Genomic DNA, 21337 nt, shown 5'->3' on the forward strand with positions numbered 1-21337 from the left:
TTCTGCTATAGTTCTAGTTGTTTTTATTTACCTCTTAGATTATATAAATAAGCAAGGCTCAAAAATGCTAACTCTGTCAGAACTCAAGATTGCCGTGATTGGCCTAGGATATGTCGGCTTACCTTTAGCGGTTGAATTTGGAAAAAAAATACCAGTAGTGGGTTTTGATATTCACCAAAAACGGATTGAAGAATTACAAGCGGGGCAAGACCATACTTTAGAAGTCTCATCAGAAGAATTAGCACACTCGACTTATCTAACTTATTCAGCCAATTTAGAAGATTTAAAAAGTTGTAACTTCTTTATTGTGACAGTTCCGACACCTGTTGATGATGTGAATCGACCTGATTTAACCCCGTTAAGAAAAGCTAGCGAAACACTCGGAAAAGTGCTTACCAAAGGCGACATTGTGGTTTACGAGTCAACTGTTTATCCCGGTGCAACTGAGGAAGTGTGTATACCTGTATTGGAAAAAGTATCGGGTCTTAAATTTAACCAAGACTTTTTTGCTGGTTATAGCCCAGAGCGTATTAATCCAGGGGATAAAATAAACACTCTGACTAAAATTAAAAAAATCACTAGTGGTAGTACCCCGGAAATTGCCAATATTGTAGATCAGGTTTATGCCAGCATTATTACCGCAGGAACACATAAAGCTTCCAGTATTAAAGTTGCTGAAGCAGCTAAAGTGATTGAAAATACCCAGCGTGATTTAAATATTGCTTTAGTGAACGAATTGTCGGTTATTTTTGCTCGTTTAGGTATTGATACTTTAGATGTATTGGAAGCGGCGGGTAGTAAATGGAACTTTTTGCCATTTCGTCCGGGCTTGGTTGGTGGACATTGTATTGGTGTAGATCCGTACTATTTAACCCATAAAGCTGAAGAAGTCGGTTATAACCCACAAGTAATTTTGGCTGGACGTCGTATTAATGACAATATGGCACGTTATGTTGCCCGCGCAACCATTAAAAGAATGGTTAAAAATAATATCGATGTCACCAAGGCTACAGTGGGTATTTTAGGGATTACTTTTAAAGAAAATTGTCCAGATATTCGTAACAGTAAAATTATTGATGTCATTAAAGAATTTGCTCAATGGGGCATAAAAGTCGCTGTTTGTGACCCTTGGGCTGATCCACAAGAAGTAAAGCATGAGTATGGCATTGAGCTCACTCAAGTTGATGCAGATCATCCCGTTGATAGTTTGGTCGTTGCGGTAGGGCATCATGAGTTTCGCACGCTCAGTCCTGAGCAGTTACGCAGTTATGTGAAGAATGAAAAACCAGTATTGACAGATGTGAAAAGTTTATTCAATCGTGATGACATGGCAGTACAGGGCTTTACTGTATTCCGTCTTTAAATATTAAGTCCTAAGTTATTAAGTTATATTGAAGTGAAAAATATGAAAAAATTTGCCCTGATTGGTGCAGCTGGATACATTGCACCTCGCCATTTAAAAGCAATTAAAGAAACCGGTAATACTCTGGCTGTTGCGATGGATGTTAATGATTCTGTCGGCATTATGGATAGTCATTTTCCAGAAGCAGAGTTTTTTACCGAGTTTGAAGAATTTGCTGCTTATGTAGAAGATCAGAAATTAAAAGGTGAAAAGCTGGATTATGTGGCGATTTGCTCACCAAACTATTTACATGCGCCGCATATGAAATATGCATTAAAAAATGGCATCGATGTGATTTGTGAAAAGCCTTTAGTTTTAAATTCTGATGATTTAAATTTATTATCTGAATATGAAAAACAATATGGCGCAAAAGTAAACTCAATTTTACAGTTACGTTTACACCCTTCAATTATTGCCTTACGAGACAAAGTTCAAGCAGCACCAGAGGGTAAAGTTTTTGACGTAGATCTGACGTATTTAACTTCCCGTGGTAAGTGGTACTTGAAATCATGGAAAGGGGTAGATAATAAATCGGGTGGTGTTGCAACAAATATTGGTGTGCATTTTTATGACATGCTGCATTTTATTTTTGGCAAAATTGTAAAAAATGAAGTGCATTTTCGTGATGAAAAAACGGCATCAGGCTATTTAGAGTATGAGCGTGCCCGTGTGCGCTGGTTCTTGTCTATTGATGCCAATAATTTACCTGAAAATGCCGTACAAGGTGAGAAGCTCACTTATCGTAGTATTACCATTGAAAATGAAGAACTTGAATTTTCAGGTGGCTTTACTGACCTGCATACTCAAAGCTACCAACGTATTTTAGATGGTAAAGGTTACGGAGTCGAAGAAAACCGCGCTGCAATTGAAACAGTTGAAGTGATTCGTGTTGCACCTTTAGTTGAAAATCCAGCAAATCCGCATCCATTGTTGAAAAAAGTGAAAAACTGATGAAAATTACAAATGATTTAGTTTTTCAAGCGACTCAACAGTTTTTCCGAAATATATTTGATTACGATGATGTGGGATTGTTAGTCACTGTCTCAGAAAACAACTTATTATCATTTATTGAAGATCAGAAATATGTATCTCAATTAAATAATAATAACAGCATCAAAGGTATTTTTTGTACTCAGGAAATAGCTTTAAGTGGTTTAATCCGAGCAGATATTGATTTAATAATAGTTGATGAGCCAAAATGGTTCTTTTTTTCTATTGTTGATTATTTGGCCAAGAATCAGGAAAGACAATCAACAGTTATAGATTCTAGTAGTGAAATAAGCCCTCAAGCATATATTAGCCCTGTGGGAGTTAAAATTGGTAAGAACTGTAAAATTGATCCAAATGTAACCATTCTTTCTGATGTAATTATTGGTGATAATGTAATTATTCGTGCTGGTAGTGTAGTTGGTACTGATGGATTTGAACATAAAAAGACATCTCACGGAATTTTATCTGTAGCGCATAATGGTAAAGTTGTTATTCATGATAATGTTGAGATTGGTGCGAATAGTCATGTGGCAAAAGGTTTTTCATATAGACCAACAATAATTGGTGAAAGTACCAAATTGGATGCCTTTATTCATTATGCTCATGGGGTACAGTGTGGTAAAGAGTGTTTGATTGTTGCTCACGCAATGATCGGTGGAAATGTAAATATTGGTAATAATGTATGGATTGGCCCTTCTGCAGTAATTACGAATCGTATTGTATTGGAAGATAATTGTTTTATTACCTTGGGTTCAGTTGTTACTCGTGGGGTGAAACAGGGTGAAACAGTGACGGGTAACTTTGCTATACCACATCAAAAGTTTTTAAAGAACTTCAAAAGGTCTCTTAGCAATGATTGAATTTATTGATTTAAAAGTACAACAGTCACGTATTAAGGCTAAAATTGATGCAGGTATTCAGCGTGTATTGGCTCATGGCCAGTATATTTTAGGACCTGAAGTAGTAGAGTTAGAAGAAAAATTGGCTACCTATGTAGGTGCAAAATATTGTATTACTTGTGCCAATGGAACAGATGCCTTACAGATTGCGCAAATGGCATTTGGTATCGGACCTGGAGATGAGGTAATTACCCCAGGTTTCACTTATATTGCAACGGCAGAAACAGTAGCTGTATTGGGTGCGATACCTGTTTATGTAGATGTTAATCCAAAGACCTATAATTTAGATGTGGAAAAATTAGAAGCTGCGATTACTTCACGTACTAAAGCTATTATTCCTGTAAGTTTATATGGACAGTGTGCAGATTTTGATGCTATCAATGCGATTGCTGCAAAGTATGGTATTCCTGTGATTGAGGACGCTGCGCAAAGTTTTGGTGCAACATATAAAGGTCGTAAAAGCTGTAATTTAAGTACTGTTGCCTGTACCAGCTTTTTCCCAAGTAAGCCTTTAGGTTGCTATGGAGATGGTGGGGCTATTTTTACTAATGATGAAGAACTTGCTAAAGTGATTCGTCAGATTGCACGTCATGGGCAAGATCGTCGCTATCACCATATTCGTGTCGGGGTAAACAGTCGCTTAGATACATTGCAAGCTGCTATTTTACTTCCAAAACTTGAAATTTTGGATGATGAAATGAAGGCACGTCAGCGTGTCGCAGAAATTTATACCAAATTGTTTAATGAATCTGGTATTTCTACTACGCCTTTTATTGAACAACACAATCAAAGTGCTTGGGCGCAATATACCATCCAGGTAGATAAGCGTAATGAAGTTCAAGAGAGACTCAAGGCTAAAGGAATCCCAACTGCGGTACATTACCCTATTCCGTTAAATAAGCAGCCCGCTGTGGCAGATGCAAATGCGATTTTGCCAGTAGGGGACGCTGTGGCTGAACGTGTAATGAGTTTGCCGATGCATCCTTATTTAATTTTGGAAGAGCAAGAAAAGATAGTTACAGTATTAAGTGGGATAAAGTAATGAAAAAAATGCTTGTAATAGGGGATGGGGATTCAATATTTGTAAAAGATTTTATTAACCAATATTATAAAAAAGGAGTAGTCGTAGATTTAATTTCATTTGGTAAAGAACATAATAATCTAGCAGTGAGATTTGAAAAAAACTTTCAAATGAAACTAGGTGTTAATTTTTCTGCTCTTAAGAATTTTATTGAATTTAGAAGGGATATAATTGACCAAATGGATAATAACTATGATGTTATAGTCATTCATTTTATCTATTTTTTTTTAGCCCCCCATATATTTAAGTTAAAGAAAAAAACTAAAAAAATTGTAGCTGTAGTATGGGGGAGTGACTTTTATAGAGTTACTTCAAGAATTAAAATATTTTTACAGAATATTATTTACAAAAATGTGGATAATATTGTTTTTACTAACCCAAAGACAAGGGATATCTTTTTAGAGAAGAGAAAATCTATTAATGCCAAATTAAATGTTGCTAGATTTGGCCTGCCAGTACTAGATGAAATTGATAAATTGCAAAGAGAGAATTATACTCAAATTTGTAGTGATTTTGGTTTGCCGGTAGACAGAGTTAAAATCATGGTGGGTTATAATGCACATCTTGCGCATCAACAGTTATTAGTAATTAATCAAGTTATTAACTTTAATCCAAATATATTAAAGAAAATTCATTTGGTATTTCCATTAGGGTATGGGAATAAAGAAAGCAAGAAATTGATTGTTGATATTTTAAAAAAACACAATAATATTCAATATACTGTATTAGATAAATTTTATAATTTTCAGGAAGTTGCAAAACTAAGACTTAATACTGATATTTTGATCAATATTCAGCCTACAGATCAATTTAGTGGATCAATGCAAGAAACGTTATATGCGGGTGGGTGGGTTCTTACTGGTGCTTGGCTGCCTTATGAGACAATAACTCAATTTAAACCTAAAATGGTTCTAATTGATATGAAGGAAGATGTAGGTAAGGCACTTATTGACTTAATAGAGAGTAATGCTAAAAATTCTTTAGAAAACACTACAGTTATTAAGAAATATATAAGAAATGAATCAAGTTGGAGCAATAATATTGTCATCTGGAATCATATTTTGTTCAGTAATTCTTTGTAGAAACTGTTATGAATATTAGGCAAGTTTTGAATTATGCTATAGGTCCAATAGGTTCTGGATTATTAGGATTAATTAGCCTTCCGATTATTACTTGGGTATTTAATGTTGAAGATGTAGGTCGTATCTCAATGTTACAAGTATTCATAAGTCTTGCTGTCTTATTATTTGGATTAGGTTTAGATCAATCATATGTTAGAGAATACTATGGTGAAAAAAATAAACCATTTTTATTAAAAAATGCAATTTATCCGACTTTTCTTATTTTTCTTATTTTTACTTTTTTGGTAATTTCTATTGATATTAGAATTTTATCCAAGATATTGTTTGATATTTCTAGTTTATATCTTTCTTTAATAATCTTAATTTGCTTTATTTCTGCTTTGCTAATTCGATATTTTTCTTTAATTTTAAGATTGCAAAATAAAGCATTAGCTTTCTCAATGAGTCAATTATTACCAAAGATACTTGTTTTGGTTTTTGTTTTATTGGTAGCGATATCTAGTATAGATAAAAATGCTGATTTATTGTTGAGTATAAATTGTTTTGCATTGTTCATAGGTGCAATTATTTATGGTTGGAATACCAGAAATAGTTGGATACCTTGTATAAATGAAAAACTTGATATAGAAAAAATAAAAAGTTTATTACATTATGGAATGCCATTATTTTTTGGAGGATTTGCAGTTTTAGGGTTGAATTTTATTGATAGGATTTCTTTACGATACTACTCTAACTATATAGAGTTAGGTGTTTATTCTGTTGCAATGACACTTGCTACAGGTGTAACAATACTTGCCAGTATTTTTAATACTATTTGGGCACCAACATTACTTAAATGGGAGAGTGAAAATAGAGTAGAATTGAAAAAAATAGTAGAAATATCAAGTATGCTGTTTGCCTGTATATACTTTATTATTGTTTTTGTTGCATTATTTTCTTGGGTAATTCCTTATTTTTTACCCACTGATTATATTAAAATTAAATTTATAATAATGGCCTGTATTTTGGGTCCTTTATTTTACACTCTATCAGAAGTTACAAGTATTGGTATAGTATTAACTAGAAAGATAAGATTTTCACTATATGCCTCACTTTTAGCTGTTATAAATAATATTGTATTATGTATAATTCTTGTGCCAAAGCTCGGTTCATCAGGAGCTGCAATTTCAACGTCAATATCATTCTGGTTGTTTTTTGTTTTAAAAACATCTTTTTCTAATATGGTTTGGAAACATTTACCTTCAATAAAGTATTTTATATTAAGTATGATGTTATTGGTTGCGACAATAGCCCAATGCTATTTCCAAAGTACTTCTATCTATTATTATATAATTTGGTTAAGCTTTTTATTGCTGGGCTTATTATTTTTTAAAACATATTTGATTCAGCTACTTTCTTTAATAAAATTTTATGTTATAAAGAAATAAATTTTATTAAAGGAAATTCTATGAAGTTCTTACATTCTGCATGCCTTACTAGACCATCTCCAGGTATTTTAAAACAAATGATGGAAGAGAAAATAGCCTCTCAAGATCTGATGTTAGATTGGGATGTTATATACTTTTTACCTAGTGGATATAATTGTAAAAGTCCAATCATAAAAGAATCAAAATATTTTAGTAATCGATGTTTTAATAATAAGTTTATGAAACTATTCGGATGGATTGGTTTAAAAATTGAATATTATTTTTGGATTTGGAGAGTGTCTGAAAAATATGATGCTATATTAACTCGTTATAGTGTTCATGATCTATTTTTATTGATATTTTTGGTTTTGAGAAAAAATAAAGTTTTTACTGTTCATCATACTATTGAAATTTATGAATTACAGACGGATAAAAGCATTATTGGACATATTAGGGTATTCCTTGAAAAAATAATGGGTAAAATTTCTATTACTTTAAATGATGGTATTGTGGGTGTTACAAAAGAAATAGTAGATCATGAAAAATTAAGAGCATTTAAAAAAAACAAAAAATGTTATGTTTACCCAAATGGGATTTTGGTTAAAGAGGGAAAGATATTTGATAATAAAAAAAATGATAATAAAGTAAATATTTTATTTGTTGCAAGTGAATTTGTGGATTGGCATGGGTTGGATTTATTATTAGAGGATATTAAAAAAAGTACATCTGATTTTAATTTACATCTTATAGGTAATCTTGTCTACAAACAAGATAAGTTAATTGCCGATAATGATAATCGTATTATTCTTCATGGTTTACAAAATATTGATTATATTAAAAAAATAGCAGAAAATTGTGATGTTGCTTTGGCTTCTTTTGGTCTTTATCGAAAGGGTGTCAAGGAAGGAAGTACTTTAAAAGTAAGAGAGTATTTTAATTATGGTTTGCCAGTTTATTCAGGTCATACTGATATTTTTCCAAAAGATTTTAAATTTTATTACTCAGGTGAGGCTAAAATTAATAATATTTTAAATTTTTCTCAAGAAATGAGTCAGTATTCTAAAGAATATATTAGAGATGAAGCCATTACTTATATTGATAAAAAGAATATTCTTTCTAATTTACATAATCATTTAAGTAGTATATCTAATGCAGATCAATAAACTTTCATTTTTTGAAATTAATTATCTACTCAGTATGATCCTTTGTTTAATGTCTGAGATTTTATTTTTTAAAATTGGTAGTACTGTTGTGCCATGGTATATGTTTTTAAGTGTCTTTTCATTACTGAGTATATTTTTAAAATATCCCAAAGTTATTTTTATTAAAAGATTTTTTATAGTTTATATTTGGTTTTTTTTGATGCTAATTCTTAGTGTTATTGGAGTTTTTGTAAGTGGTGATTTATCAAATTTAGCTCAGAATTATATATATGTTATAATTCCAATTACTTTTATATACTTTGGTTATTTAATTAAGGTTGATATTATATTTATACCATTAAAAATTATATTAATTTTTTGTACTTTTTTTAGTGTGTCTCAATTTTTAAATTTTTCTTTTGGCATTGATTTTTTTGGCATATTTTCCTACATAGCTGATTATATGAGGAATAAGCAAGTAATGATGGGTGTTGAGGAAATTGGTGCTCGAGCTACTGGAATATTTGTTAATCCGAATGCTTTAGGTCTTTATGGGGGGGGTAAGTCTTTTTTTATTTTTGTTTAAACGCCATCTTGATAAAACTGTAAAAAATGATATATATATAATTTTAAGTTTAATCTGTGTTTTATTGTCTATCTCACGAACAAGTATAATTGGTATTTTTTTGGGGCTTGGGTTTGTTTATTTATTAAAATTTAAGAAAATAAGTGTTAAACAGTATTTAAAATCTATACTATATATTGTGTTGGGATTTTTAGGGTTATCATATTTTTTTAATGTTTTTTCAAATGAATACTATCAAGAAAGATTACTGGAAATCGAAAGTGTTTTTAAAGGTGATTATAGTCAATCTACAAATCTAGAAGGTAGATTTGATGCATGGATAAATATTGTAAAAGACTTAGAAAAGTATCCTATGGGTACACTTGTACCACCTCAATTAGTTCTTACACATTCACCCGATAGTCAATTTATTTATTTTTACGCACAAGGTGGGTTTGTTTTATTGATATCATTGATTATTTTATTTTTTTCATTGATTTTAACAGGTTATTATAAAAATAAAGAAATTATTGGATGTATTATATTTGTGGTTTTCTCAAGTTTTACTTTGGTAGCCTTTAATACGTTCATTATAGCTTTATTTTGGCTCATGTTGGGATTAATATATAATCCAAATTTTTATAGTGATTCAAAAAAACCTGGACTTTTGAGGTTTTAAATGATGAAGAAGATTGTTATTATTGGTACTGTGGCTTCAAGTTTTTACGGTTTTCGTGCAGATTTAATCAATACAATTTTAAAACATGGACATCAGGTTTATGCTTTTACTTCAGAGTATACATCAGAAGATTTAAAAAAAATTGAGCAGCTCGGTGCTATACCTGTAACTTACGATTTAAATCGAGGTGGATTAAACCCATGTGCAGACATTATTGCAACTTATCAGCTTTCAACAAAAATCCAAAAAATTAAACCAGACTTAGTATTTTTATATTTTAGTAAGCCTGTTATTTTTGGAACAATTGCTGCGAAAATCGCTAAAGTTCCTCAAGTTATAGGGATGCTTGAAGGTTTAGGTTATACTTTTACCGAACAACCCGAAGGTTTAAGCAAAAAAACACAACTGATAAAAAGAGTTCAAATTTTACTTTATAAAATAGCTTTACCACAATTAAATAAGCTTATTTTTTTAAATCCAGATGATCCAAAAGACTTACTAGAAAAATATTCTATAAAAGTAAAAAAAGTAGATATTTTAGGTGGGATTGGTCTAAATTTGAAACATTACCCATATCAACCAGTAATAAAAATTGAGAGGCCTATCCAATTTTTATTTATTGGACGCTTGTTGAAAGAAAAAGGAATTCATGAATTTGTTCAGGCTGCTAAATTAGTTAAGAGAAAATATCCTGAAACGCAGTTTACTGTTTTAGGTGCTATTGATCAGTATAATTTAGGAGCATTAAAACAATCTGAATTAGAGGAGTTAATTGCTTCTAATATTATAAATTACCCTGGGCATGTTAATAATGTAAAAGACTGGATTGCCAATAATCATGTTTTTGTTTTGCCTTCTTATCGTGAAGGGGTGCCTCGTAGTACTCAAGAAGCAATGGCTATAGGTCGGCCAATTATAACAACTGATGTTCCAGGGTGTCGTGAAACTGTTATAGACGGTGTAAATGGCTTTCTTGTTCCAAGATGGGCTCATGAAGTATTAGCTGAAAAGATGATGTATTTTATTCAACATCCTGATCAGATTGAAAAGATGGGTTATGAAAGTTATAAAATAGCTCAAGAAAAATTTGATGCAGAAAAAGTCAACCAACGATTAATGAATATTTTGGGTTTATAAATGTTAAAACGTTTAATTGATATTATTATCGCTTCAATAGCCTTTATTTTACTCTCTCCACTGTATTTATATGTTGCTTATAAGGTAAAAAAAAATTTAGGCTCGCCTATTTTATTTCGACAAGTGCGTCCTGGGCTGAATGGTAAACCATTTGAGATGATAAAGTTCCGTACAATGAAAGATGCTATTGATATACAAGGATATATTTTACCTGATAGTGAACGTTTAACGTCTTTTGGTAAAATGTTGCGTTCTAGCAGTCTGGATGAAATGCCAGAACTTTGGAATGTAATTAAAGGGGACATGAGTATTGTTGGGCCACGTCCATTATTGATGGAATATTTGCCTTTATATAATGCAGAGCAGGCTAAACGACATGATGTTCGTCCTGGCATGACCGGTTATGCACAAGTCAATGGACGTAATGCTATTAGCTGGGAAGAAAAATTTAAGCTCGACACTTGGTATGTCGAAAATCAGTCCGTTTGGCTCGATTTTAAAATCATGCTAAAAACGGTACATAAAGTATTAGCCAAAGATGATATCAGCGCTGAAGGAGAGGCAACAATGACACGTTTTACTGGAACGCAAAACAAGGATGAAAAATAATGACAGTTTTATATATTGGTGTTTATGGTGCGAGTGGTTTTGGCAAAGAAGTTATGCCTTTGGTTCGCCAACAGTTTCCCACATTAAATAAAGATCATTTTGTATTTATTGATGATGGTCAGACAGGTATTATTTTAAATGGTTATGCTGTTTTAGGCTATACAGAATTTCTCTCTAAGCCCAGCAAGCATAAGGCAGTTACAATTGCCATAGCAAATAGTCAAATTCGTGAAAAACTGGTAAAGCGCCTAACAGAAGATCATGTTCAACATTTAGATATTCAGGCGAGTAATACCATAATTTTAGATGAAGTTGAAATTGGTGAAGGTAGTTTACTATGTCCTTTTACCTGTTTGACATCCAATATTAAGATTGGAAAATTTTTCCACGCCAATATTTACAGCTATGTGGCACATGACTGTGTGATTGGTGATTATGTGACTTTTGCACCTGGTGCGAAGTGTAATGGCAATATCCATATTGAAGATCATGCTTATATTGGTACTGGTGCAGTGATTAAACAGGGTACACCCGATAAACCTTTGGTGATTGGTAAGGGGGCTATTGTGGGTATGGGAGCTGTTGTTACAAAAAGTATACCAGCTGGGGTCACCGTGATCGGTAACCCTGCGCGTATATTAGAGAAAAGTTAAGCTTTATCTTTAGTTTAGGAAAAATAATGTTAAATACTGCATTTGAACCATGGCCAAGTTTCACCCAAGAAGAAGCTGATGCTGTCTCAAAAGTTTTACTTTCGAATAAAGTGAATTATTGGACGGGTCAAGAATGTCGTGAGTTTGAAAAAGAATTTGCCCAGTTTGCAGGCACGCACTATGCAGTTGCCTTAACCAACGGTACTGTGGCGTTGGATGTTGCTTTAAAGGCACTCAATATTGGTGCGGGGGATGATGTGATTGTCACTTCTCGGACTTTTTTGGCATCTGCCAGTTCGATTGTGACTGCTGGAGCCAATCCAGTTTTTGCCGATGTTGAACTGGACTCACAGAATATTTCGCGTCGCACCATTGAAGCAGTTTTAACGCCTAATACCAAAGCCATTATTTGTGTACATTTAGCGGGCTGGATGTGTGATATGGATCCCATTATGCAACTAGCACAGGAAAAAGACCTGTATGTCATTGAAGACTGTGCGCAGGCACATGGTGCCATGTATAAAGGCAAGTCGGCAGGTTCAATTGGGCATATTGGGGCATGGTCTTTCTGTCAAGACAAGATTATGACCACTGGCGGTGAAGGCGGTATGGTTACCACCAATGATGAGAGCCTGTGGAAAAAAATGTGGTCGTATAAAGATCACGGTAAAAATTTTGACAGTATCTATAACAAACAGCATCCACCAGGATTCCGCTGGTTACATGATTCATTCGGCACCAACTGGCGCATGATGGAAATGCAGGCTGTGATTGGCCGGATTCAGTTGCAACGTATGGCCGAATGGACTCAAAAACGTACCGATAATGCGAAACGTATTTTGGCCGCATTTGCAGACAGCCCTTATTTTAAGGTGCATTATCCAAATGATGATTATACCCATGCCAATTATAAGTGTTATGTACAAGTCAATCTTGAGCAACTGCCTGAAGGCTGGTCACGTGACCGGATTATGCAGGAAATCAATGCTCTAAATGTGCCTTGTTTTAGTGGTTCATGTTCTGAAGTTTATTTGGAACATGCCTTTGATGATACAGCATGGCGACCAAAACAGCGTTTAGTCAACGCCCAGCAATTGGGTGAAACCAGCTTAATGTTTTTAGTGCATCCGACATTGAGTGATGTCAGTATTGATAAAACGGTCACCACAATTGAACAGGTCATTTGTAGAATAGCGGTTTAAATTCTGCAAGAGCAATGCACCGAATTCGGTGCATTGCTCCATAGGATATCAATTTAAATTACGAATAGAATCGTGATTCATTAAAAATTCATTAGAATGAGACGGCGCATCCAGTGAAATCCATAATTCATCCATTTGTAGAATCACCACGATCAGTAAAATTAGCATTTCTTGTTATTCTAGACTTTTGTATTTTCCCCGTACTCATCTGGTTATGTTATTCCATCCGTAAATTTGATTTGGGTGCAGAAGTTGTTCCCAATCTTCCTTTTGGTTCAATCTGGGTCAGTATCATTGCTGTTTCGTCCTTGTTTATTTTGGGTATTTATCGCTTTATTGTACGGACCTACAACGAAGTTTTTATGATTAAACTGGGCTTAGCCACCTCATTGTCTGTGGTTGGACTTTATGTTTTGGCCTATTTGACTCATGCATTTATTCCGATGTCTATTCCGTTGATGTTCGGTTTCATGATGTTTGCCTGGGTCTGGTTTAGTCGCGGCTTTATCCGTTTTATTATCCGTTCCTATTTACAGGCTGATATTCAGAAAAAACGTGTGGCGATTTATGGTGCAGGTAATGCCGGACAACAAGTCGCTGCCGCGCTGTATCGTTCCAATGAACATTTGCCGGTTTTGTTTGTCGACGATGACCCTTCTCTGTCGGGACAGCAGTTGGGCAGACTGAAAGTCTATGATGCTGAAACTGCATTAAAAGTGATGGCCAAGAAAAAAATTGATGAGATTTTAATCGCCTTGCCTTCAGTCAGTCGTATCCGTAAAAGTGAAATTGTCAAATTCTTGGAACCGGCACATCTTAAGATTACCGAAATTCCGGGGCTGACCAGACTGGTCGATGGTGAAATTCGGGTTTCTGATATTCAGGAAGTCGATATTATTGATTTATTGGGACGTGATCCCGTTCCACCAATTCAGGAATTATTGGCTAAAAATATTAAAAATAAAGTGGTCATGGTGACGGGTGCGGGCGGCTCTATTGGTTCAGAATTGTGCCGACAAATTATTAAAAATCAGCCTATAAAACTGGTGATTTATGAGCTGACAGAGTTTGCGCTGTATAGTATTGATAAAGAATTGAACTTAAATACCCATATTGAAATTATTCCTATTCTAGGTACGGTGCTGGATCAGGCCAAACTGGAACGCATCATTGAGCAATATGGCATTCAAACCGTTTATCATGCTGCTGCCTATAAACATGTGCCTTTGGTGGAATGTAACCCGATTGCGGGTTTAAAAAACAATGCCATTGGTACGGCATTTAGCTTAAATGCCGCAGTGAAAAAAGGGGTGGAAACCTTTGTACTGATTTCAACCGACAAAGCAGTACGTCCTACCAATGTCATGGGGGCCTCTAAACGTATGGCAGAGCTGTATTGCCAGGCCATGGCAGAAGCACAAGACCGGACTCAAATCAGTATTGTACGTTTTGGTAATGTGCTGGGTTCGTCGGGTTCGGTGGTGCCGTTGTTTAAGCAGCAAATTGCCAAAGGTGGACCCATTACCGTCACCCATCCAGATGTTACACGTTACTTTATGACCATTCCTGAAGCCTCCCAGCTGGTGATTCAGGCCGGGGCCTTAGGTCAGGGCGGGGATGTATTTTTGTTGGATATGGGGGAGCCAGTGCGTATTCAGGACTTGGCGCGCCAGATGATTGCCTTAAGTGGCTTAAAAGTGCGCGAAACTGGTGCTCAAAATGGTGATATTGAAATTCAATATTCTGGTTTGCGTCCAGGTGAAAAGCTCTATGAAGAATTGCTGATCGATCAAGAAAACACTGAAATTACCCAGCATAGCCGTATTCTCCGGTCTTTTGAAAAGCATTATGCACTGGATGAGCTGCTTCCTGTATTTGATCGCCTGAATATTTTAACGGCGATTCCTGAAGATATTGATTGGGCCTTGCAGCGTCTAGAACAGTATGTCGATGGTTATCAACGTGGTAAAGAGATTAAAGTCAATTGATGATTGGTTAATATTAGGTCAACATTATGATTAAAAAAGCGATTTTACCCGTTGCCGGTTTAGGTACGCGTTTTTTACCTGCCAGTAAATCCATTCCCAAGGAAATGGTCACTGTGGTGGATCGTCCTGCGATTGAATACGTGGTGCGCGAGGCTGTAGCCGCGGGGATCGAGCAAATTATTTTGGTTACGCATTCTTCTAAAGCCTCGATTGAAAATTATTTTGACCGTAATTTTGAATTGGAAATGACGTTACAACAAAAGCAAAAATGGGATTTGCTCAAAGAAATTAGCGAAATTTTACCGCCACATGTGAGTGTGGTCAGTGTGCGCCAGCCGCAGCCATTAGGTTTGGGACATGCAGTATTATGTGCCAAAAGCGTTGTCGGGGATGAAGCCTTTGCGGTACTGTTACCCGATGTATTGGTCAAAGATGATGCGGCACAGAATGATTTAGCCCAGATGATCCAGCGTTTTGATCGAACCCAGGCGGCACAGATTATGGTGGAAGCCGTACCAGATCATTTGGTTGATCAGTACGGCATTGTCGATGTCGCTGCGACACCAGATGAAGGTCAAAGTACCGTGATGCAAGGTATTGTAGAAAAGCCAGCAGTTGGAACAGCACCGTCTAATTTATCTGTCGTGGGGCGTTATGTGTTGCCTGCACAAATCATGCAGCTTTTAGAAAAGACACCACGTGGTGCCGGTAATGAAATCCAGCTGACAGATGGGATTGCAATGCTACAGCAAACGGATACTGTGGAAGTTTATCGAATGAAAGGGCAAACTTTTGACTGTGGTAGCAAGCTGGGCTATTTAAAAGCAGTGTTGCATTATGGGGTGGAGCATCCCAAACTTGGTGATGCATTTAAAGCTTTCATTAAAGAACTCGAATTATAAAATATCGGTAATGAAATTCAGCTGACAGATGGGATTGTAATGTTACAGCAAATGGATACTGTAGAAGCTTATCGAATGAAAGGGCAGATTTTTGACAGTCGAAATAAGATTGGCTATTTAAGGGCAGTACTACATTATGGTGTAGACCATCCTAAACTCGATAATACATTTAAAGACTTAATTAAAGAACTAGAATTATAAAATTAGGAATTTCTATGAAAGTTGCAATATTTGGACAAACCCTTTACGCAGGTGTGTTGGCTGCTTTATTAGCAGAAAGTGGTCATCAGGTTTTTTGGTGTGAACTACTGAAAAAGCCAACTTTAGAGCAGGCTTATACCCAAGATGAAGCGGTCAAGCAATTACTTGATAAGCAGCAACAAAATGGATTTTTAAGATACTGTAACTTTAATGATATTCCTTTAGATATAGATGCTTACCTCTTTAGTTTTAATCCTACTGAAGAAGCACAAGGCATTGAGATTTTAAAAGAAATTAAACAGCGCACCATTATTCATCCTAAATTAATGATTAATGGCTCAACTTTAGGTTTACATGGCACAGAAAAATTTGAAAAAATTCTCAATCAGGATGAATGGGTGTATTTACCTGACATTATTCAAGAAGGCAATGCTTTACAAAGTTTAGTTCAGGCCAAACAGCTCATTGTTGGTTGTGTTCTTGAATCTAGCCAAATTAAAATCAAAGAATTATTACGACCCTTATTTCCACGCGAACAACAATATTTATTTATGCCTGTACTTGATGCTGAATTCACCAAACTCAGCATTTCAGGCATGTTGGCAACACGTATTAGTTATATCAATGATTTAGCTGTAGTTGCAGAAAAGCTAGGTATTGATATTGAGCATGTCCGTCAGGGCATGGGAGCCGATAACCGTATCGGTGCATCATATTTATACCCTGGTGCAGGTTTTGGGGGTGAGAACTTTTCACATGATATTCTGACACTTTCTAATACTGTGTCAGATACAGGTACTAAAAGTCAATTGCTCTCTCAGGTATGGGATATCAATGAGCAACAAAAAGAGCTTTTATTCCGTAAATTATGGAATTATTACCATGGTGATTTAGCAGGCAAAACTGTTGCAATTTGGGGGGCTGCATTTAAAGAGAATACCGCACGGATCCAGCAGTCCCCCATTCATGTCATGTTAAAAGCACTTTGGGCACAAGGTGTAGTGGTCAAACTACATGATCCTCAAGCACTGGCTGAAATTGAAAAGGTATATAGTCACCGTTCAGATTTAATTTACTGTACAGACCAGTATGAGGCTGCTCAAGATGCACATGCTCTTTGTTTATTGACAGCATGGAAGCAATATTGGAGTCCGAATTACTCAGACTTACTCAAAATAATGAAACATCCCCTGATTTTGGATGGTCGAAATATTTATGACCCTCGCTATGTTAAAGCCCAAGGCTTTACTTATATGGGAGTAGGGCGTTAATGGTCGGGCAGATTCATCCTTATTCTGTAAAGGATTTAAACTCAGTCATTGCTTACTTAAATACATTGAAAGATGAATTTGAGTCTAAACACTTAACTGAACTATTTGCAGAAGATACGGCACGTTTTCAACATTTTTCTGTGGCTTTAGAGCCAATCGTTTACGATTTTAGTAAACATCGAGTTGATCACAAGGTGATTAAAGCTTTGGTTCAGTGGGCACATGCACAAGACCTGGCACCCTGGATTAAACGCTTATTTTCTTGTGAAGAAATTAACTATACCGAACAACGTGCAGCGATGCATTGGGCACTACGTTTGCCTAAACATGGAGCTCAACATCCTGAAATTGCCGATCAAGTTCATGAACAATTAGAGCGGATGTTTAAGCTGGTCAATAAAATTCATGGGGGGCAATATCGTGGTGCGACCGGTGAAGTGATTCAAGATGTGGTGAATATTGGGGTCGGTGGTTCAGACCTGGGACCGTTGATGGTTAGTCACGCTTTGTCTGATTTTAAAAAAACAACGCAAAGACCATTAAATACGCATTTTGTATCGACCATTGATGGTAGCCAACTTTCAGATTTATTGCATAAGCTGCGTCCTGAAACGACGCTATTTATTATTTCATCTAAGTCATTTGGCACAATTGATACATTATCAAATGCGCAAACTGTTCGTCTTTGGTTGGAAAAATTCTTAGGTCAAGAATCGCAAATTCTGAAACATCATTTTATTGGGGTATCAACTAAGCCTGAAAAAATGATCGAATGGGGAATTGCACCTGAAAATCAATTCTTACTTTGGGATTGGGTCGGTGGCCGTTATTCACTCTGGTCATGTATTGGCTTACCGATTGCCTTAACCATTGGGGTAGATGGATTTAAACAATTATTGGCCGGTGCTTATGCAATCGATCAGCATTTCCAAACTGCACCATTTGCAAAAAATATTCCTGTGCTTATGGGGTTATTAGGTGCATGGAACAATAATTTTTTAGATATCCAAACCCATGCAGTATTGCCCTACGATGGTCGTTTGAAATATTTTGCAGCTTATCTACAACAGTTAGAAATGGAGTCTAACGGTAAGTCGATTCAACGGAGTGGTGAAAAAGTTGAATGGGATACTTGCCCAATTGTTTGGGGGGAAGTGGGACCGAATGCACAGCATGCATTTTATCAACTTCTTCATCAAGGGACTCAATCTGTAAGTAGTGATTTTATTGCACCTGTTAAACGTTATAACGGAAATCAATTTACCTATGTCGATAATGCAGATGCATTGATCGAACAGCATCATTTGGCATTATCAAACTGCTTGGCTCAATCACGCTTACTGGCATTTGGTAATCAAGCGTTGGATCAAAAGGAACTGGCATCTTTGCCGGAATATAAGCAATATGAAGGCAATCAGCCAAGTACAACTATTTTGATGCAAGAGTTAAATCCATACAGTTTAGGCATGTTGATTGCAATGTATGAGCACAAAGTATTCGTGCAATCTGTACTGTGGAATATTAATCCCTTTGATCAATGGGGCGTTGAAAAGGGCAAAGAAATTGCCAATCAGCTACTACCCATTTTAAACGGGGATCGCCAAAATATTTCAGATTTAGATGCCTCAACCCAAGGTTTATTAAAAATATTGTTAGGAAAAACACATGGCTAAAATTTTAGTGACGGGCGGTGCAGGCTATATTGGTTCGCACACCTGTGTTGAATTATTAAATGCAGGGCATGATGTCATTGTTCTGGATAATCTTTGCAATAGTTCGGAAGAATCTTTAAATCGAGTGCAACAGATCAGCGGGAAAACTTTAACTTTTGTGCAAGGTGACATTCGTGATGCACAAGTTTTAGATCAGGTTTTTCAACAGTATCAAATTGATGCCGTGATTCATTTTGCCGGTTTAAAAGCCGTAGGGGAAAGTCAGCAAATTCCGCTTGCCTATTTTGATAATAATATTTCTGGCTCCATTCAACTAGTACGGGCAATGGAGCGCGCAGCAGTATTTAATTTAGTCTTTAGTTCATCGGCCACAGTGTATGATGAGGCCAATGTATCACCTTTAAATGAAGACATGCCTACAGGTATGCCAAGTAATAACTATGGTTATACCAAACTGATTGTTGAACAGCTTTTACAGAAATTATCCGTGGCAGATGAACGCTGGTCGATTGCCTTACTGCGTTATTTCAACCCGGTCGGTGCGCATAAAAGTGGTCGTATTGGAGAAGATCCGCAAGGCATTCCGAATAACTTGATGCCTTTTGTTACTCAGGTTGCAGTGGGCCGTCGTGAAAAACTGTGTATTTTCGGCAATGATTACGATACCGTTGACGGCACCGGAGTGCGCGATTATATCCATGTGGTCGATTTGGCCAATGCGCATTTATGTGCCTTGAATAATCGTTTAAATACTCAAGGTTGTCGTGCCTGGAATATTGGAACCGGTCAGGGTTCTTCGGTTTTGGAAGTGGTGAAAACATTTGAAGGGGTCAATCATGTGCTGGTCGCCTATAGCATTGAGCCGCGTCGTGAAGGCGATGTGGCGACTTCATTTGCAGACAATACCCGTGCTGTGCAAGAGTTAGGCTGGAAACCGCAATATACTCTGGAAGATATGCTGGAGGACAGCTGGAACTGGCAGAAGCAGAATCCGAATGGCTATCGCTAAAATGCTTAAAATTGCATGAATAAAAATGGGAGCAAATTGCTCCCATTTTTATGGCGCTTGATCTGGAAGTTTTAACCTTGAATCATCAGGGTTAACTCATTGACATAATCTTGGATTGGTCGTGGTTTTTGATCACGGCGACTTTCAATATTCAAACGCAGTAAAGGTTCGGTATTGGAAGCACGGACATTAAAACGCCATGCACCAAAATCCAGGCTGACCCCGTCCGTATGATCAATGGCAGGATTTTGATCGGCGAAGTGATCAAAAATCTTTTGAATGGTGGCTTGCGTGTTTGCAACTTTAAAGTTGATTTCACCCGAACATGGAAATTTGGCAATCATGCCTTCAACCAGTGAAGATAAAGATTGTCCTGTTTCAGATAATACAGAAATAGCCAACAGCCATGGGATCATGCCGCTGTCACAATAAGCAAAATCACGGAAATAGTGATGAGCACTCATTTCACCGCCGTAAACCGCATTGTGTTCACGCATTTTTTCTTTAATGAATGAGTGACCTGATTTGGATTGAATCGCTTCACCTTTGTATTGTTCAACCACATCAAAGGTGTTCCATACCAAGCGTGGATCATGCACAATTTTTTCACCTGATTGTTTAAGCAAGAACGCTTGTGCCAATAAACCAACGATGTAATAACCTTCAATAAACTGACCTTTTTCATCAAACAGGAAGCAGCGGTCGAAGTCACCATCCCAAGCCAAACCCATGTCTGCTGCATGCTCAATCACGGCATCACGTGTACTGTCACGGTTTTCAACAAGCAGTGGATTGGGGATACCATTCGGGAAGGTACCGTCAGCTTCATGATGAATTTTAATAAATTCTACCGGTACATTGAGTACTTTGAATTTTTCTTCAATTACATCAATCACATGACCTGCTGCCCCATTACCTGCATTCACAACCAGTTTTAAAGGTTTAATTTTTGCAGGATTAATGTAGGTCATCAAATGATCTACAAATTCAGCCAGAATGTTGTATTTTTCAGTGCTACCTTTGACTGCAATATCTGCGAATGAATTGGTTTCAGCCAATGCCTGAATGTCTTTTAGACCAGTGTCTGCACTGATTGGACGTGCATTTTCACGTACCAGTTTCATGCCATTATAATCCATTGGATTATGACTGGCCGTAATTTCAATGCCACCTTGAACATCTAGGTGGAAAGCCCCGAAATAAACTTCTTCAGTTCCAGTCATACCTAAATCGAGTACGTTAACACCTGCATCATTTAAGCCCTTGATGGTCGCTTGTTTAAGATCTTCACTGCTCAAGCGAATATCACAACCGATCACCACTGTTTTAGGTTGATAGATTTGCCCATAAGCTCGACCAATTTTATAGGCTATGTCTTCGTTTAATTCTTCACCTAATTTTCCACGAATATCATAGGCTTTAAAGCAAGTAAGGGGCATGTTGTTT

General features: G+C 36.2%; 19 protein-coding genes and 1 pseudogene. 19 read left to right on the forward strand and 1 reads right to left on the reverse strand.

All coding sequences use genetic code 11. The annotated features are described in order from the left end of the window. Positions 1-64: 64 nt before the first annotated feature. The 19 genes and pseudogenes from tviB (at position 65) to galE (ending at position 19891) form a co-directional block, all read left to right on the forward strand. Positions 65-1363 (forward strand): Vi polysaccharide biosynthesis UDP-N-acetylglucosamine C-6 dehydrogenase TviB, encoded by a 1299-nt coding sequence (gene tviB / locus LZZ98_RS09055; RefSeq protein ID WP_237787566.1) that lies wholly within the window; start codon positions 65-67, stop codon positions 1361-1363. Between the two features lie 42 nt (positions 1364-1405). Continuing rightward, positions 1406-2353 carry a Gfo/Idh/MocA family protein gene (locus LZZ98_RS09060; protein WP_237787567.1) on the forward strand — a complete coding sequence of 316 codons (948 nt, stop codon included), beginning with the start codon at positions 1406-1408 and terminating at the stop codon, positions 2351-2353. After that, positions 2353-3252 (forward strand): UDP-3-O-(3-hydroxymyristoyl)glucosamine N-acyltransferase, encoded by a 900-nt coding sequence (locus tag LZZ98_RS09065; RefSeq protein ID WP_237787568.1) that lies wholly within the window; start codon positions 2353-2355, stop codon positions 3250-3252. The genes LZZ98_RS09060 and LZZ98_RS09065 overlap by 1 nt, the downstream gene beginning before the upstream one ends. Further along, entirely contained in the window at positions 3245-4333 is a 1089-nt protein-coding gene (locus LZZ98_RS09070; RefSeq protein WP_237787569.1) for a DegT/DnrJ/EryC1/StrS family aminotransferase, read from the forward strand. Before LZZ98_RS09065 ends, LZZ98_RS09070 begins: the two co-directional genes overlap by 8 nt. Next, complete coding sequence (locus LZZ98_RS09075; protein WP_237787570.1) at positions 4333-5454, forward strand: glycosyltransferase; 1122 nt, start codon at positions 4333-4335, stop codon at positions 5452-5454. Before LZZ98_RS09070 ends, LZZ98_RS09075 begins: the two co-directional genes overlap by 1 nt. 8 nt (positions 5455-5462) lie before the next feature. After that, complete coding sequence (locus LZZ98_RS09080; protein WP_237787571.1) at positions 5463-6881, forward strand: lipopolysaccharide biosynthesis protein; 1419 nt, start codon at positions 5463-5465, stop codon at positions 6879-6881. A gap of 20 nt (positions 6882-6901) precedes the next feature. Beyond that, complete coding sequence (locus LZZ98_RS09085; RefSeq protein WP_237787572.1) at positions 6902-8023, forward strand: glycosyltransferase; 1122 nt, start codon at positions 6902-6904, stop codon at positions 8021-8023. Between the two features lie 49 nt (positions 8024-8072). Further along, positions 8073-8588 (forward strand): hypothetical protein, encoded by a 516-nt coding sequence (locus LZZ98_RS09090; RefSeq protein WP_237787573.1) that lies wholly within the window; start codon positions 8073-8075, stop codon positions 8586-8588. Beyond that, positions 8554-9246 (forward strand): O-antigen ligase family protein, encoded by a 693-nt coding sequence (locus LZZ98_RS09095; protein ID WP_237787574.1) that lies wholly within the window; start codon positions 8554-8556, stop codon positions 9244-9246. The genes LZZ98_RS09090 and LZZ98_RS09095 overlap by 35 nt, the downstream gene beginning before the upstream one ends. Further along, positions 9247-10383 (forward strand): glycosyltransferase family 4 protein, encoded by a 1137-nt coding sequence (locus tag LZZ98_RS09100; protein ID WP_237787575.1) that lies wholly within the window; start codon positions 9247-9249, stop codon positions 10381-10383. After that, positions 10384-10992 carry a sugar transferase gene (locus tag LZZ98_RS09105; RefSeq protein ID WP_237787576.1) on the forward strand — a complete coding sequence of 203 codons (609 nt, stop codon included), beginning with the start codon at positions 10384-10386 and terminating at the stop codon, positions 10990-10992. After that, positions 10992-11645, forward strand: coding sequence for an acetyltransferase (locus LZZ98_RS09110; RefSeq protein ID WP_237787577.1), 654 nt, complete (start codon positions 10992-10994; stop codon positions 11643-11645). Before LZZ98_RS09105 ends, LZZ98_RS09110 begins: the two co-directional genes overlap by 1 nt. A 26-nt stretch (positions 11646-11671) precedes the next feature. Continuing rightward, positions 11672-12847, forward strand: a complete 1176-nt coding sequence (locus LZZ98_RS09115; protein ID WP_237787578.1) for a DegT/DnrJ/EryC1/StrS family aminotransferase — start codon at positions 11672-11674, stop codon at positions 12845-12847. Between the two features lie 113 nt (positions 12848-12960). Then, entirely contained in the window at positions 12961-14835 is a 1875-nt protein-coding gene (locus LZZ98_RS09120; RefSeq protein ID WP_237787579.1) for a polysaccharide biosynthesis protein, read from the forward strand. Positions 14836-14861: 26 nt separating this feature from the next. Beyond that, a complete protein-coding gene (gene galU, locus LZZ98_RS09125; protein WP_237787580.1) occupies positions 14862-15737 on the forward strand; it encodes a UTP--glucose-1-phosphate uridylyltransferase GalU in 876 nt (291 codons plus the stop codon). Positions 15738-15743: 6 nt separating this feature from the next. Continuing rightward, a pseudogene (locus LZZ98_RS09130) lies at positions 15744-15938 on the forward strand (UTP--glucose-1-phosphate uridylyltransferase); the annotation flags it as partial. Positions 15939-15952: 14 nt separating this feature from the next. Continuing rightward, positions 15953-17209: a nucleotide sugar dehydrogenase gene (locus LZZ98_RS09135; RefSeq protein ID WP_237787581.1), complete on the forward strand. Its 1257-nt coding sequence runs from the start codon at positions 15953-15955 to the stop codon at positions 17207-17209. Next, positions 17209-18882 (forward strand): glucose-6-phosphate isomerase, encoded by a 1674-nt coding sequence (gene pgi, locus LZZ98_RS09140; RefSeq protein WP_237787582.1) that lies wholly within the window; start codon positions 17209-17211, stop codon positions 18880-18882. The genes LZZ98_RS09135 and pgi overlap by 1 nt, the downstream gene beginning before the upstream one ends. Then, entirely contained in the window at positions 18875-19891 is a 1017-nt protein-coding gene (gene galE, locus LZZ98_RS09145) for a UDP-glucose 4-epimerase GalE (protein WP_237787583.1), read from the forward strand. Before pgi ends, galE begins: the two co-directional genes overlap by 8 nt. Before the next feature lie 71 nt (positions 19892-19962). Here galE and LZZ98_RS09150 read toward each other — a convergent pair whose 3' ends face one another. Then, positions 19963-21330 carry a phosphomannomutase CpsG gene (locus LZZ98_RS09150; RefSeq protein WP_237787584.1) on the reverse strand — a complete coding sequence of 456 codons (1368 nt, stop codon included), beginning with the start codon at positions 21328-21330 and terminating at the stop codon, positions 19963-19965. Positions 21331-21337 lie beyond the last annotated feature (7 nt).

The sequence above is a fragment of the Acinetobacter sp. SM34 genome, from assembly GCF_022012365.1.
Classification (GTDB): domain Bacteria; phylum Pseudomonadota; class Gammaproteobacteria; order Pseudomonadales; family Moraxellaceae; genus Acinetobacter.